The sequence below is a fragment of the Micromonospora sp. NPDC048898 genome (assembly GCF_043198035.1).
GTDB lineage: Bacteria > Actinomycetota > Actinomycetes > Mycobacteriales > Micromonosporaceae > Micromonospora.
Map to the genome: position 1 here is coordinate 304,357 of NZ_JBICUF010000009.1, position 14,510 is coordinate 318,866.

At 72.7% G+C, this 14,510-nt stretch carries 13 protein-coding genes; 7 read left to right on the plus strand and 6 right to left on the minus strand.

Annotated features, from left to right (window positions below; translation table 11 throughout):
- Positions 1-8 precede the first annotated feature (8 nt).
- The gene (locus ACGFIQ_RS23745; RefSeq protein ID WP_393246942.1) at positions 9-2,174 is read right to left on the minus strand and encodes a hypothetical protein; all 2,166 of its coding nucleotides are present in this window, start codon (positions 2,172-2,174) and stop codon (positions 9-11) included.
- Between the two features lie 299 nt (positions 2,175-2,473).
- Between ACGFIQ_RS23745 and uvrB the strand changes: the two genes are divergently transcribed.
- From uvrB to ACGFIQ_RS23760, 3 genes are all read left to right on the plus strand, one after another.
- On the plus strand, positions 2,474-4,579 hold the full coding sequence (gene uvrB / locus ACGFIQ_RS23750) for an excinuclease ABC subunit UvrB (protein ID WP_393246944.1): 2,106 nt from the start codon (positions 2,474-2,476) through the stop codon (positions 4,577-4,579).
- Between the two features lie 66 nt (positions 4,580-4,645).
- On the plus strand, positions 4,646-4,990 hold the full coding sequence (locus ACGFIQ_RS23755) for a hypothetical protein (RefSeq protein WP_393246946.1): 345 nt from the start codon (positions 4,646-4,648) through the stop codon (positions 4,988-4,990).
- 106 nt (positions 4,991-5,096) lie between these two features.
- Positions 5,097-5,954 (plus strand): helix-turn-helix transcriptional regulator, encoded by an 858-nt coding sequence (locus ACGFIQ_RS23760; protein ID WP_357524159.1) that lies wholly within the window; start codon positions 5,097-5,099, stop codon positions 5,952-5,954.
- 190 nt (positions 5,955-6,144) lie between these two features.
- Here the strand turns inward: ACGFIQ_RS23760 and ACGFIQ_RS23765 are convergent, their stop codons facing one another.
- Entirely contained in the window at positions 6,145-6,438 is a 294-nt protein-coding gene (locus tag ACGFIQ_RS23765) for an antibiotic biosynthesis monooxygenase family protein (protein ID WP_393246949.1), read from the minus strand.
- A gap of 82 nt (positions 6,439-6,520) precedes the next feature.
- Here ACGFIQ_RS23765 and pnuC point away from each other — a divergent pair, with 82 nt between their 5' ends.
- The 3 genes from pnuC (at position 6,521) to ACGFIQ_RS23780 (ending at position 9,699) form a co-directional block, all read left to right on the plus strand.
- Positions 6,521-7,177 carry a nicotinamide riboside transporter PnuC gene (gene pnuC, locus ACGFIQ_RS23770; RefSeq protein ID WP_393246951.1) on the plus strand — a complete coding sequence of 219 codons (657 nt, stop codon included), beginning with the start codon at positions 6,521-6,523 and terminating at the stop codon, positions 7,175-7,177.
- Between the two features lie 104 nt (positions 7,178-7,281).
- The gene (locus ACGFIQ_RS23775) at positions 7,282-8,355 is read left to right on the plus strand and encodes an AAA family ATPase (protein ID WP_393246953.1); all 1,074 of its coding nucleotides are present in this window, start codon (positions 7,282-7,284) and stop codon (positions 8,353-8,355) included.
- A gap of 345 nt (positions 8,356-8,700) precedes the next feature.
- Positions 8,701-9,699 carry a TerC family protein gene (locus tag ACGFIQ_RS23780; protein ID WP_393246955.1) on the plus strand — a complete coding sequence of 333 codons (999 nt, stop codon included), beginning with the start codon at positions 8,701-8,703 and terminating at the stop codon, positions 9,697-9,699.
- 162 nt (positions 9,700-9,861) lie between these two features.
- On the opposite strand, the gene ACGFIQ_RS23785 is transcribed toward ACGFIQ_RS23780, so the two are convergent.
- Positions 9,862-10,782 (minus strand): NlpC/P60 family protein, encoded by a 921-nt coding sequence (locus ACGFIQ_RS23785; protein WP_393246957.1) that lies wholly within the window; start codon positions 10,780-10,782, stop codon positions 9,862-9,864.
- Positions 10,783-10,841: 59 nt separating this feature from the next.
- Positions 10,842-11,939 (minus strand): mandelate racemase/muconate lactonizing enzyme family protein, encoded by a 1,098-nt coding sequence (locus ACGFIQ_RS23790; protein WP_393246959.1) that lies wholly within the window; start codon positions 11,937-11,939, stop codon positions 10,842-10,844.
- Between the two features lie 44 nt (positions 11,940-11,983).
- Here ACGFIQ_RS23790 and ACGFIQ_RS23795 point away from each other — a divergent pair, with 44 nt between their 5' ends.
- Positions 11,984-12,781: a tyrosine-protein phosphatase gene (locus ACGFIQ_RS23795; RefSeq protein ID WP_393246961.1), complete on the plus strand. Its 798-nt coding sequence runs from the start codon at positions 11,984-11,986 to the stop codon at positions 12,779-12,781.
- On the opposite strand, the gene ACGFIQ_RS23800 is transcribed toward ACGFIQ_RS23795, so the two are convergent.
- Together ACGFIQ_RS23800 and ACGFIQ_RS23805 are read right to left on the minus strand one after the other, a co-directional pair.
- Positions 12,750-13,439 (minus strand): lysoplasmalogenase, encoded by a 690-nt coding sequence (locus ACGFIQ_RS23800; RefSeq protein WP_393246963.1) that lies wholly within the window; start codon positions 13,437-13,439, stop codon positions 12,750-12,752. The two genes, ACGFIQ_RS23795 and ACGFIQ_RS23800, sit on opposite strands and share 32 nt — an antisense overlap.
- 49 nt (positions 13,440-13,488) lie before the next feature.
- Positions 13,489-14,349, minus strand: coding sequence for a serine hydrolase (locus ACGFIQ_RS23805; protein WP_393246965.1), 861 nt, complete (start codon positions 14,347-14,349; stop codon positions 13,489-13,491).
- Between the last annotated feature and the right edge of the window lie 161 nt (positions 14,350-14,510).

Genomic DNA, 14,510 nt, shown 5'->3' on the forward strand with positions numbered 1-14,510 from the left:
GTCACGGGTCAGCGGGGCCGAGGGGCGGGGGGCCGAGGCTTGGCAGCCGGTCGGGGCACCGGTGCCAGTCGCGGCACCACGGCGCGGTGGAGATCCAGTTGGGCCCATGCGTTGCCGTGGGTGCGCAGCTCCAGCCGCCGCAGCGACCCGTCGCGGTCGATCCAGTAGCGCAGCCGTGCGGCCGCCGGGCCCACCTCGACGACGTCCACGGTCCGTCCGGCGGTGACGTCCTCGCGTACCCGCACGGCCGCGCCGCGTGGCCCGACCGACCCGGCCGCCACCGCGGCGTCGACGAGCAGGCTCACGTCGTCCCCGGCGGATCGGGAGACCCGCCACGCTCCGGCCGGGGGCGGCAGGGGTGGCCGGCCCGGCGCCTCCGCCGTGCCGCCGCCAGCGGCAGCCGCCGGCAGGTCCGCCCGGGCCTGACCAGCGGTGTCGCGGCGCAGCAGGGTCCGCCGGTCCGGAACGGCCAGGTCGGCAACCGTGAGGTACGCGGTACGCGCGGTCCAGCTCAACCAGCCGGCGCCCCGCAGGTTGGTGTCGGTGCCCGTCGGCGCGGTCAGCGTGACCGCCGCGCCGCCCTGGGCGCGTAACCGGGCCGGCAGCCGATCCAGTCGACGCTGCTCGGCGTCGGTCAGTGCGCGGGGCAGGCCGGGCCGGCCGCCGAGGGCGTCCACCGGCCGGAGTGTCGGGCGGTCCGCCCGGTGCAGGGTCACCGTGACCGGCCCGACGCCGGGCAGCCGGGTGACGAGCTTGTGCAGTCGAGCGTCCTGGTCGAGCCAGTACCGGGTCTGCCCGTCCGGCCCGGCGCCCGTCGGCTCGACCTGCGGCGTGGGCGTCGCGGTGCTGCCCGCGGGTGGTGTCCTGGCGAGCAGCGGTGCCTGGAGGACGTCCACCGGGCCGGCCGCCACGGTGTCCCGGGCGATCCAGCGCGCCGCGCCCGGCACCGTCGGGGTCGCGTCCGGGCGGTCGGCGGCCAGGCCGAGGAGCAGGTCGAGCACCACTGCGAGGCTCACCCCGGACGGCAGGCGGTGCAGCCGCCAACGGTCTGCCGGCGGCACCAACGGAGGTGCGGCGGGGGTGGGCACCGCCGCCGCGTCGGGCCGGATCACCAGCACCGGGCCGGCCCTCTGCACCAGCCCGCGCTCAGCACCCGCGCCGGGCCCGCCCACGTCGAGGTAGAGCAGCGACCGCGACCAGTCCACCCAGCCGACCAGCTCGATCCGGGCCGCGTCGACGCCGGCGGTGACGCGGACCCCGGCGCGCAGGTCCCGCAGGTTGGTGACCCGCACGGCGGCCAGCCGCTCACCCTCCGCGTGCGTCAGTGGCCGGGCGGGCTCGGGCGGGTCCGGCGCCCAGCTCAACAGCCCGAACACCAACGCCGTCGCGGATGTCACAGCGGTCAGAGCGAGCACGAACAGCACGGTACGTCTGCGGCGGCTGGCCGAGGCCGGACCGGCGGTGTCGGCGGCTGGGTCGGTCGTGTCGTCGGCGCGGCTGGTCACCGGGGTCCTGCCGGCGCCCCTGCCGGCGCCCCTGCCGGCGCCCCTGCCGGCGCCCCGGCCGGTGGCCGTTCGGCGGTCGGCGGCGGACTGAGCGGTGGTGGGCTCGGTGGCGGCGGGCTGAGCGGTGGTGGGCCCGGTAGTGGCGGACCGGGTGGTGGGCTCGGCGGCGGCGGACTGGGTGGTGGGTTTGGTGGTGGCGGACCGGGTGGTGGTGGCGGACCGGGTGGTGGCTCGGGTGGTGGGTTTGGTGGCGCTGCGCTGGGGAGCGGCGGGTCGGCCGGTAGCGGGCTGGGATGTGGCGGCAGGCGGGTCGGTGGCGGGCCGGTCGTTGTCGGTCGGTCCGGTGGTGGTGGGCTGGTCGGTTTCGGTGGGTCGCCCGCTGCCTTTGGGCCTTCCGGTGCCGGTGGGTCGTTCGGTGTCGGGCTGTGTGGTGTCGGTGGACCGTTCGGTGTCGGTCGGGCTGGCGGTGGACCCGCTGCGGCTCCCGGTGGGCCGGTTGGCCGCGTTGGCGTCGGCCGAGCTGGTGCGGTGCCGGCCGGCGCGGCGCCGGCCGGCGGCCGGGGTGCCGGGCTTACCCGCCGCGGAAGCGCTCCGCCGGTGGGTGCTGTCCGGCTGGGGCGTGCCCGTGGGGGTGGTGGTGTCGGGCGGCGGGGTCGCAGAGGTGTCCACGGGAGGTGAAACGGGCGGGAGGCGCCGGGGTGACGAGCAGGGGCGCTCGCGGCGGCCGGTCTGCGCCTCGAGCGCGACCACACGGGTGCGCACGCCGGACGAGCCGGGTGCAGCGACCGCAGTGCCGGGGGTGGCCGGCCATGATGTTGGCCTGGCCACCGGCCCGGTCGGCCGCCGCGAGCGGCCTACATGGAGAGGGTAGTCCGGGTGACATCGGCCACACAATGGGAATATTGAAGCTGATCACGTACCTGGCGTGACGGCCTTTCCTGTCGGACCTCCGGCGTACCGTTGACGGCATGGCGCTCGACATTCCCCGGCTCGACAGCCGCTTCCAGGTCGTCAGTGAGTTTCAGCCGGCCGGTGACCAACCGGCAGCCATCGATGATCTTGCGCGCCGGGTTCGGCGTGGCGACCGCAACACGGTGCTGCTCGGCGCGACCGGCACCGGCAAGAGCGCCACCACGGCGTGGCTGATCGAGCGGTTGCAGCGCCCGACCCTGGTGCTCGCCCCGAACAAGACGCTCTGCGCCCAGCTGGCCAAGGAGTTCAGCGAGCTGCTGCCGCACAATGCGGTCGAATACTTCGTCTCGTACTACGACTACTACCAGCCCGAGGCGTACATCCCGCAGACCGACACCTACATCGAGAAGGACTCCTCGATCAACGAGGAGGTGGAGCGGTTGCGGCACTCGGCGACGATGTCGCTGCTCACCCGCCGCGACGTGATCGTGGTGGCGACCGTCTCGGCGATCTACGGCCTCGGCACCCCGGAGGAATACCTGGACCGGGCGGTGAAGGTGCAGACCGGCCAGGAGCTCGACCGTGACCAGTTGCTCCGCCGGCTTGTCGACATCCAGTACACCCGCAACGACATGGCCTTCCAGCGCGGCACGTTCCGGGTCCGCGGCGACACGCTGGAGATCATTCCGGCGTACGAGGAGTTGGCGGTCCGCATCGAGCTGTTCGGCGACGAGGTGGAGAAGCTCTACTACCTCAACCCGTTGACAGGTGACGTGGTCCGCGAGGTGGACCAGCTGGTGATCTTCCCGGCGACGCACTACGCGGCCGGTCCGGAGCGGATGGAGCGGGCGATCCGCGACATCGAGGTGGAGCTGGCCGAGCGCCTCGCCGAGTTGGAGCGGCAGGGCAAACTGCTGGAGGCGCAGCGGCTGCGCATGCGCACCACCTACGACATCGAGATGATGCGGCAGGTGGGCTTCTGCTCCGGCATCGAGAACTACTCGATGCACATGGACGGGCGGCTGCCCGGCAGCCCGCCGCACTGCCTGCTCGACTACTTCCCGGACGACTTCCTCACCGTGGTCGACGAGTCACACGTGACCATCCCGCAGATCGGCGGCATGTACGAGGGTGACGCGTCCCGCAAGCGGATGCTCATCGACCACGGTTTCCGGCTGCCCAGCGCGGCCGACAACCGGCCGCTGCGCTTCGACGAGTTCCTGGAGCGGGTCGGCCAGATGGTCTACCTGTCCGCCACTCCCGGCACGTGGGAGATGGAGCAGGCGCAGGGCGAGTTCGTCGAGCAGGTCATCCGGCCCACCGGTCTGGTCGACCCGCAGGTCGTGATCAAGCCGACCAAGGGTCAGATCGACGACCTGATGCACGAGATCAAGCTGCGGACCGACCGGGACGAGCGGGTGTTGGTCACCACGCTGACCAAGAAGATGGCCGAGGACCTGTCCGACTACCTCCTGGAAAATGGCATCCGGGTGCGTTACCTGCACTCGGAGGTCGACACGTTGCGCCGGGTGGAGCTGCTGCGCGAGCTGCGCAAGGGCGACTACGACGTGTTGGTCGGCATCAACCTGCTCCGCGAAGGTCTGGACCTGCCCGAGGTGTCGCTGGTGGCGATCCTCGATGCCGACAAGGAGGGCTTCCTGCGCAGTGGCCGGTCACTGATCCAGACCATCGGGCGGGCCGCCCGTAACGTCTCCGGTCAGGTGCACATGTACGCCGACAAGATCACTCCGTCGATGGCGGCGGCGATCGACGAGACCGATCGGCGTCGGGCCAAGCAGATCGCGCACAACGAGGCGCACGGGATCAGCCCGGAGCCGTTGCGTAAGAAGATCCACGACATCCTGGACGACATCTACCGCGAGGCGGAGGACACCGAAAACTCCCGGGTCGGCGGCGCGGTGCGCCAGCTCTCCCGAGGCAAGGCACCGGTCAAGGAGACCCGCAGCCGGAGCCGGGGCGCCACCACCACCTCGCGGGAGGGGATGGCCCGTGCCGACCTCGCCCAGCTCATTCAGGAGCTCAACGACCAGATGCTGGCCGCAGCCCGCGAGTTGCAGTTCGAGCTGGCGGCCCGGATCCGCGACGAGGTCTCCGACCTGAAGAAGGAGCTGCGCGGCATGGACGCCGCCGGCGTGAAGTGACGACCAGCCGCCGGGCGTGACCAGCGAGCCGCTGGGTCGCCGCCGGCGTACGGAGGGCGGGCGCGGGTGACGGCGGTGGCACCGGTGGGGGAGATGGTCCTCGGGCTACCCGAGGTCAGCCTGCGTCCGTTCGTCGACCGGTACGTCGGCTACCGGGAACATGCGGACCTCCCGCTGGTCCGCCGTGAGTCGGCAGGCGTCTTCGTGGTGCTGATCCTGGGCTGGGGTGCTCCGCTGGACGTGACCGACCTGCGCAGCGCGGAGCGCGGGGCCGGATCGGCTGCGCGGCAGGCCCGCGCGGCCGGGGCCGAGATCACCAGAGAACCGTTCGACACCGACTACGGGTCCCGCGACTACGCCGCCCGGGACCTGGCGGGCACGGTGTGGGCGTTCGGCACCTACCGACCCTGAGGCGGTCCGGCGGGCCGACCGCGCCGAATGACCTGATTGCGGTGAGCGAGCGAGCTATTGCACTGGGTGATCGTCCTGCGTACGCTCCCTCGATGGGGAGGCCGGGATGCCGCTGCCAACGAGTCCTGTCATTCGACGTGCACGTCTGGGCGCAGAACTGCGCCAACTGCGTCGGCGCGAGGCGCTGACCCTGGAGCAGGTCTGCGACCGGCTGGGTTGGGCCTCGACGTCGAAGTTGTCCCGCATCGAGCTGGGCCAGAGCCGCCCGGACCTCGCCGACGTGCTCGATCTGCTGGACATCTACAAGGTGCCCACTCCTACCCGGGACGCGCTGATCGTGATCGCCCGGGACGCGGCGACCAGCCGAGGCTGGTGGAAGACGCTTGGCGAGATGAGCGAACGGCAGCGCACCTACGCCGAGTTGGAGGCGGGCGCGGCCGACATCGTCGAGTACCAGCCGACGGTCGTGCCGGGGCTGCTCCAGACACCCGCGTACACCCGGGTGTTGGTGGAGGCCGGCGCCCAGCTCACGCCGGAGATCGACGTGGAGGCCGAGGTGCGCGCCCGCGCCCTGCGGCAGGAGGTGTTGCGGCGGGCCTATCCGCCGCGTTACACGGCGGTGCTCGCCGCGGCCGTCTGCGATCCGGGTGACCTGCCGGTGGCGGTCTGGCGTGAGCAGCTGCGGCACCTGGTCACCGTGACCGGGCTGTCCCATGTCACGGTGCGGCTGCTGCCCCGTGGGGCGGCCGGTGGCGGGCTGCACCCGCTCACGCCGTACTCCTGCTATGCCTTTCCCGACCCGGCGGACCCGCGGACGGTGATGATCGAGGCGTTGACCACCGACGTCCGGTTGGCCACCGTGCTCGACGTCGGCCGCTACGAGCGGATGACCGAGGCGTTGCTGGAGGCCGCGCTGTCACCGGAGGAGACGGTCACCGCGCTGGCCCGTCGCGCCGGGGAGTAGGGCACGCCGCGCGGCCACCGGGCCCGGCGCCCCCGAGCCCGTCGGGACCGGCGGCCGGCGCGTGCGCAGGCACGGTAATCGCCGGGTACGACAGTGTCGCGCGGGCTGGTGCGTCGAATCAGGCGGGTACGTCGCAACAGGCGGGTACGTCGCAACAGGCGGGTACGTCGCAACAGGCGGGTACGTCTCGTCAGGCGGGTACGTCGAGGAAGTGCTCGACCAGGGGCGGCCCGGCGAAGTGGGGCCCGATCAACGCTCGCCACCTGTCGAACCGCTCGGTGGCCCGGAAGTTTTCCTCGTGCGCCTCGACCGAGTCCCATTCGACGAGCAGTACGAAGCGCGTGGGCGACTCGATTCCCCGGGTCATCCGCACCGACCGGCAGCCGGTTGCACCGGCGAGCACGGGGTGACCCTCGGCGTACGCGGCGGCGAACGCGTCCTCGTGTCCGGGCAGTACGTCGATCAGCGCGACCTCAAGCACCATGGCGGGAAGTTTCCCACGGCGGGCCGGACCGGCGGCGTCGCGGGGTCTGTTCCGGTGTCGACGCTGCCCCTAGGGTGGCACCGTGATCATTGACTGGCTCACCGGCACCGCGTTCTCGGTGGCCGGCACGGCCACGACCCGGGCGGAACTGCTGGGGTTCGCGACAGGTGTGCTCAACGTGTGGTTGGTGGCCCGGCAGAGGATCGCCAACTGGCCGATCGGCATCGCCAACGTGCTGCTGCTCATGCTGGTGTTCTGGATCGCGGGGCTGTACGCCGACGCGGGGCTCCAGGTCGTCTACGTCGCGCTCGGCTGCTACGGCTGGTGGCAGTGGATGTTCGGTGGCGAGCGGCGGAGCCGACTCACGGTGAGCCAGACCGGGCGGCGGGAGTGGCTCACGCTGGCGGCCGTCGGGGTGCTGCTCACCGGCGGGCTGTGGGTGCTGCTGGACCGGGCCACCGACTCGACAGTGCCGCTGCCGGACGCGTTGACCACGGCGCTGTCCCTGCTGGCCACGTACGGGCAGACCCGCAAGCGGGTGGAGAGCTGGTGGCTCTGGATCGCCGCCGACCTGATCTACATCCCGTTGTACGCGTACAAGGGGCTGCACCTGACCGCCGTCCTCTACCTGGTCTTCCTCGCCCTGTGCGTGCTCGGGCTGCGTGCCTGGCGGGCGGACCTGCGTCGGGTCGACCGACCGACCACGATCTCGCCCGGCCCGGCACCGGTCACCCCGTGAGCGCCGACCCGCCGGCCCCGGTTCGTCCACCAGCAGCGGATGGCACCCCGACACCACCCCGTCGCGTGCCGACACCGCGCCCGGCCCCGACAGCCGTCCGGCCGGTGCGCGCCCCAGAGTTCGGGCACGGGTTGGTGGTGGGCAAGTTCTACCCACCGCACGCCGGGCACCACGCGTTGATCGCGGCCGCCGCGGCCCGTTGCGCCGAGGTCACCGTCGTCGTGGCACCGTCGCGTCGGGAGTCGATCCCGCTCACGCTGCGGCTCGACTGGTTGCGTGAGGTGCACGCGGACACCCCGTGGGTCCGCTTCGTCGGCCGCTACGACGACCACCCGGTCGACTACGACGACCCGGCCGTCTGGGACGCGCACTGCGCGGTGTTCCGCGACGCGGTCGGTTCCCGGAAGGTGGACGTGGTCGTCTCGTCCGAGGCGTACGGCGCGGAGTTGGCTCGCCGCTTCGACGCCGTGCCCGTGTTGGTGGATCCGGATCGGCGGACCGTGCCGGTGTCCGGCACGGCCGTCCGCGCGGATCCGGTCGGTCACTGGCGGTGGTTGAGCCCGCCGGTGCGCGCCTGGTTCGTCCGGCGGGTGGTGGTGGTCGGCGCGGAGTCGACAGGCACCACCACGATGGCCGCGGCGCTCGCGGCGCACTACGGCACGACCTGGGTGCCGGAGTACGGCCGGGAGTTGACCGCCCGCAAGCTGGCCCGGTTGCGTGAGCGCGTCTCACAGGCGAGCGTCTTCGACGTCACGTGGGACCGGAGCGACTTCCGCACGGTGGTGCGCGAGCAGCAGTCGGCCGAGGACGCGGCGGCCCGGACGAGCGGGCCGCTGCTCGTCTGCGACACCGACGCGCGGGCCACGGCGGTGTGGGAGGAGCGTTATCTGGGCAGCGCGTCGCCGCAGGTGCGGGCGGCGGCCCGCCGGCCGGCCCTGTACCTGCTGACGGATCACCGGGACGTGCCCTTCACCGACGACGGGCTTCGCGACGGCGAGCACCTGCGGGCCTGGATGACCGAGCGGTTTCGGAGCGAGTTGACCGGGTGCGGAGTGCCGGTGGTGGAGTTGACCGGCACGCACGCCGAGCGGCTGGCACGCGCGGTCCGCGCCTGCGACGACCTGTTGGCCGCCGGCTGGTCGCTCACCGACCCGCTGGCCGCACCCGACCTACACTAGCCTCCTAGGAAGCGCCGCCGGGTGTGCGGCCGTGCCTCTCCCCGTACCGACGCACCGCACCTGAGGTGCCCGTTCGGCGCCACCGGCTGCCCGGGGTGTGATCACGGGGCGTGGTGGGCAACAATGGTCTCCGAGGAGGGGAGTATTCCCCCGCGACGGAGTCGTCAGCACGGTCGATCGCCGGAACCACGGCGACGCGACCCGGCCCCGTGGGTCGTCGCCCTGTTCGCAGGGCGGCGGCGGAAGAGACCTCCGACAGCCACCAGAGTGAGCGACAGCGGCACGCCGGCCCCCGCGGGGGCGTACGGTGTGCCCGACGCCGCGTGTCTGCCGGAGGAATGAACGTTGGACGTGTCCGGATTGGTGTGGGCGGGGACGCTTGTCGCACTGACTGCGGTCCTGCTCGTCGACCTGTTGATCATTGGTCGGCGCCCGCATGAGCCGAGTGTGCGGGAGTCGAGCCTCTGGGTCGCCTTCTACGTGGGGCTTGCCCTGCTCTTCGGCGCGGGTGTCTGGCTGACCTCCGGCGCCAGCGCGGCCGGGCAGTTTTACACCGGCTGGCTCACCGAGTACAGCCTCTCGGTGGACAACCTCTTCGTCTTCGTGATCATCATGGCCCGCTTCGGGGTGCCCCGGCAGTACCAGCAGAAGGTGCTGCTCGTCGGCATCGTGCTGGCACTGGTGATGCGCGGCGGGTTCATCGCCGCCGGTGCGGCGCTGATCTCGCAGTTCTCCTGGGTCTTCTACATCTTCGGCGCGTTCCTGATCTACACCGCCGTCAACCTGGCCCGACAGGGTGAGCCGGACGAGGACGAGTTCTCCGAGAACGTGCTGATCCGGTGGAGCCGCAAGGCGCTGCCGATCTCCAAGGACTACGACGGCGCGAAGCTCACCACCCACGCGAACGGCAAGCGGCTGTTCACCCCGATGCTGATCGTGATGATCGCGATCGGCACCACCGACCTGATCTTCGCTCTGGACTCGATCCCGGCGATCTTCGGCATCACCCAGGAGCCGTACCTGGTCTTCACCGCGAACGTCTTCGCGCTGATGGGCCTGCGTCAGCTCTACTTCCTGCTCGGTGGCCTGCTCGACCGGCTGATCTACCTGAGCTACGGCCTGGCCGTCGTGCTCGGGTTCATCGGGGTCAAGTTGGTGTTGGAGGCGTTGGCCGACAACAACCTGCCGTTCATCAACGGTGGTGAGCACGTCGGCTGGGCGCCGCACATCCCGATCTGGCTGTCGCTGTTGGTGATCATCGGCACCCTGGGCATCGCCACCGCCGCCAGCCTGATCAAGTCCTCCCGGGATCGACGCCGCGAGTTGGCCGACGCCCGCCGCTGACCGCACACCGGCCGGGCGCCCCCACGCGCCCGGCCGGCCTGGGGCCCGACGTAGCCGGAAGGCTCAGGGGCCCGAGGCCGCCCGGCCGGCTATGGGCCCGACGCATCCGGAAGGCTCAGGTCCGAGGCGCCCGGCCGGCTGAGGCCCGACTTGCCCAGCCGGTCAGACCCGGTGCGCGCCGACCAGCGTGGCGGTCCGATCGGCTGGCAGCGGCTCCTCGATGACCCGCCGCCGCCGGTAGCAGGCGTGCAGCATCCGCCGCTCGCCGTCGTCGCCGGGTGTGGCGGTGACGATGCCGATGTGGTGGATGCCGCGGCCGGGGCGGGCGAAGAAGTAGAGATCGCCGGGGCGTTCCGTGCCCAGCGGCAGCGGGGTGGTGGCCGCGGCCTGGTCGTCGGCGTCGCGGGGGAGCAGCACCCCGAACCGCCGCCAGGCCAGGTGCACCAACCCCGAGCAGTCGATGCCGTGCGCGGAGAGCCCACCCCAGATGTAGAGCACGTCCAGCAGCCGCTGCGCCACCGCGAGCGGCTGCTCGGCGTGCGGTGACGCGGCCGGTGCCGGGACCAGGTGGCTGTCGGGTAGCCAGAGCGGCGTGGCCTGCCCGGGGACGCGCACCGGCCGCCAGTCGTCGCGTGCGGGGCCGGCCGGGACCAGACGGGTGCCGACGACGACGCCGGGCAACACCATCGCGCCGTCCGGGGCGGCGCGCAGCCCGGTGACCGTGGCGTCCACCACCAGCGGGTGGTCGGTGCCGGTGGCCGGGTCGACAGTGGTCAGTTGGTCGGTGGGGAGCCAGCCGGGGTAGCCACGCGGGTCCAGCTTGGCGGCTGGCTGTTCGACGGCGACGACCCGGGCCCAGCCGTCCGGGCGCAGTTCGTTGACGAGGACCCGCTCGCCGAGCAGGAGTTGGCTCAGCACACAGTCGCCGACCTGCTGGTCGGTGGTGAGACCGGAGACCCAGGCGGGGATGTCGGCTCCGGCGCTCAGCGCCGGGCGGTCGGCCGGTCGGACCGCCTCGGGGGAGGTCCACAGTGTTGCCACCGCGACCCGGACGACGGCCTCGCGGCCCGGTTGCAGCTCCACGTCAACCCCCAGATCGAGTCGGTTGTCCAGGGGAACCCTATGAAAGAAACCAACGGTCATCAAGCGCGGGACTGCACCTTTGCTTCAGTCAGACCGGAGATGCCCAGGCCAGGGGCATTCGGCAGCACCACGGAAGCCCCGTCGTAACGTATGCCGCCCTGCACCGGCGACCAGGCCAGCCACCAGGCGGCGTCCAGGTCGGCGACCGCGGTGGTGCCGTACGCGGCGACCAGGCTCGCCGCCGCACCGACGCCGACCTGGCTCTCCATCATCGAGCCGACCACCGTGCCGAGCCCGTGGGCGGTGGCCAGTTCGAGGAGGGTACGGGCCGGGTGCAGGCCGCCACACTTGGCCAGCTTGACGTTGACCAGGTCGGCGGCCCGACGGCGGATCACCTCCACCAGGTCACGGACCCCGAAGACCGCCTCGTCGGCGAGGATCGGCACGGACACCCGGTCGCTGACCCAGGCCAGCCCGTCCAGGTCCCAGCGGGCCACCGGCTGCTCGACCAGCTCCACGTCGAGCCCGGCGTCCTCGATGCTACGAATCACCCGGACCGCCTCCCGGGGCGTCCAACCCTGGTTGGCGTCGAGCCGGATCCCCACCCCGGGGCCGACGGCCGCGCGGACGGCGCGTACCCGGTCCAGGTCGCCTGTCGCGTCGGTGCCGACCTTCAACTTGAGCACGCCGAAGCCGTCGGACTGCCGCTGCCGCGCCGCCGCCGCCAGGTCCACCGCGTCGCCCGCGGCCAGCGTGACGTCCGTCGGCACCCGCAGCGTGGTGCCACCGAGCAACCGCACCAGGGGTACGCCCAGCCGCCGGGCGGCGAGGTCGTGCAGGGCGACGTCCACCGCCGCCTTCGCCGCCTCGTTGCCTGCCACGGCGCGCTGCACCTCGGCGCAACGGGTCACCAGGTCGTCCGGATCGCGACCGATCAACCGTGGGCCGAGCACCTCGCGTACGCACGCCCGTGCGCCGGCGACCGACGCGCCGGTGACCTGCCAGACCTGGGGTGCTTCGCCGAAGCCGGACCGGCCGTCGGCGTCGACGAGTTCGACGACCAGGGTGTCCACTGTGGTGGTACGACGCAGCGCGGTGACGAACGGGGTGTGCAGGGGCGCGGATACCCGGTGGGTGCGTACCTCCGAGATCGTCATGTCAGGCACCCTATACGCAGGCACACGGTGGGATGGGGGACCGGATGACCGGGCAGAGCTGGGAACTGGTGGGCGCACCGAACGCGCGTGACCTGGGCGGGCTGGTCGGTGCCGACGGGCGGCGGATCCGGGTGGGACAGCTGATCCGCACTCCCGCGCTGGGTCGGTTGACCGACGAGGACCTGCCGGTGCTCGCGAAGGTGGGGCCGGCCTGCGTGCTCGACCTGCGGGCCCCCGCCGAGATCGCGGTCGCCCCGGCGGATCGGCTGGCCGGTGAGCCACGGGTGGTGCGCCAACCGGTGCACGACCCGGAGCACCCGGTCTTCACGTACGTCTCGGCGGTGCTGCTCGGCCACGACCTGGACGCGTACGCGGAGTTGGCCCGGCAGGGCACGGCGGGGGCGATGGCGGCCATCTACCGGTGGTTCGTGACCGGCGAGTCGGCGCGGGTCGGCTTCGCCGAGGCGGTGCGGCTGGCCGCCCAGGCGGAGAACCTGCCGTTGGTCTACCACTGCTCCGCCGGCAAGGACCGCACGGGTTGGCTGACTGTCATCCTGTTGACGGCGCTCGGGGTGGACGAGGCGGCGATCCGCGCCGACTACCTGCGCAACAACGAGCTGACCGAGAGCCTGCGCGCGGTGATCGTCGAGGCGATGCGTCGGCGGCAGCCGGAGCTGGACGTCGACGCGGTGCTGCCGGTGCTGGAGGTCCGCGCCGAGTACCTCGACGCCGGCTACGACGAGGTACGCCGGGTGCACGGCTCGTTCGACGCGTACCTGCGCGACGGGTTGGGGTTGACCGACGAGACGCTCAGTGCGTTGCGGGCGCGACTGTTGGAGTGACCGGCGTGCCGACGCGGGCGGCGCGGCCGGTGACGATCAGTGCCTGGCCGGCTGCGTAGCTCGTCATGACCAGTACCGGCGCGCCGGGTGGTTCGGCAACGCCTGCCACTCCGGCGGCGATCAGCAGGTCGGACCCGAGGAACAGGGCGGCACCGAGACCGACCCGCCAGCCCTGGGTGGCTGCCGTGCTGGCCATCGCGGCCAGGGCGAGCGCGTAGCCGGCCACCGGCACGGCCAGGCCGGCGTCGGTCAGCCCCGCCCACATCCAGTTCAGGGCGACGACGGTCAGCACCGCGTACCCCAGGGGGACCGCGACCAGCGGCGCACGGCGCAGCGTGGTCGCGGCGCGGTGGCGGGTGAACGCCGCGATGTAGCAGAGGTGCGTGCCGAGGAAACAGGCCATGCCGGCGAGGAACCAGCCGGTGTCGTCGATCATCAGGGCGATGTCGCCGCCGGTGGCGAAGGCCAGCCCGGCGAGGACCAGCCGGTCCGGCCGGGCTGCCTGTTCGGTGCTGGCCCGCCACAGGTACGCGGCGAGCAGCGGCATCAGCAGCGGTTTGGTGAGGAAGAAGGCCACGCCGCCTCCGGTGGCGTTGGCCAGCAGGTTCGCTGCCGTCACGACGAGGAAGGCGAGCAGCAGGGTGCGACTGCGGGGCATCGGCGGCTCCGGGGTGGGGGTCCGAGCAGCCTAGCCGCAGTCGGGCCGGTCAGAGCTGGTGGCGGGCGGCCCAGACCTGCGCGGAGATGTGCGCGATCAGCAGGCAGGCGTCGTCCTTGGTCTCGTCGCCGCTGGCGTTGCCGTCGGTCGGGTCGGTGGTGGTGCAGACGGCGATCAGGTAGGGCGGGGCGTCGGCGGGCAGCACGACGCCCGCGCCGTGGCGCACACCGCGTACCCAGCCGCTCTTGTGCGCGATGCGGGTGCCCGCGGGCAGGCCGGCGGCCAGGTCCTCCCGGTGTTCCTGCGCGAGCAGGACGTCCAGCATGGCCGAGCAGGCGGCCGGCGCGGCGAGTCGGCCGGGAGTGCTGGCCCCGTTGGCCAACGCGTCGAGCAGCGCGGCCAGGTCGGCGGCGGTGACCGTGTTGGTGATGCCGGCCGCGCGGGCCGCGAAGTCCTCGATGCCCCGGCCGGTCACGCTGGTGCGGGCACCGGCCAGCGTCCACACCTCGGCCACCGCGGGCAGCCCGACGTGCCCGATGACCAGGTTGGTGGCCAGGTTGCTGGATCGCACGATCATCCGGTCGGCCAGCCAGCGCAGCGGTGCCGTGTCGCCCAGCCGGTCCCAGACCGCGTCGTCGTTGTCGTAGTGCTGCGCGCAGGAGAACCGGGGCGCGCCGGGTTGGGCGGAGTCGAACTCGTTGACCACGGGGACCGGGGCGTCCAGGTCCAGTGCGCCCGCCTCGGCGGCACGGTGGAGCGCGGCGAGCACCGCCACCTTCATGGTGCTCGCCGCGTAGTGGGCGGCGTCCGGGTGGCGGGTCCAGGTCGGTGGTGCGTCCAGCCGGCCCACGTACGCCGAGACGGTGCCGGGCACCCGGTCCAGGTGCGCGTCGAGATCATCCCAGGTCATGCCGGTGACCGTAGCCGATCGGCGACGGCCGCCCGGGGCGGCCCGCGTACCTCCGCCGAAACGCGCGGGGGGGGGGGGGGGGGGGGGGGGGGGGGGGGGGGGGGGGGGGGGGGGGGGGGGGGGGGGGGGGGGGGGGGGGGGGGGGGGGGGGGGGGGGGGGG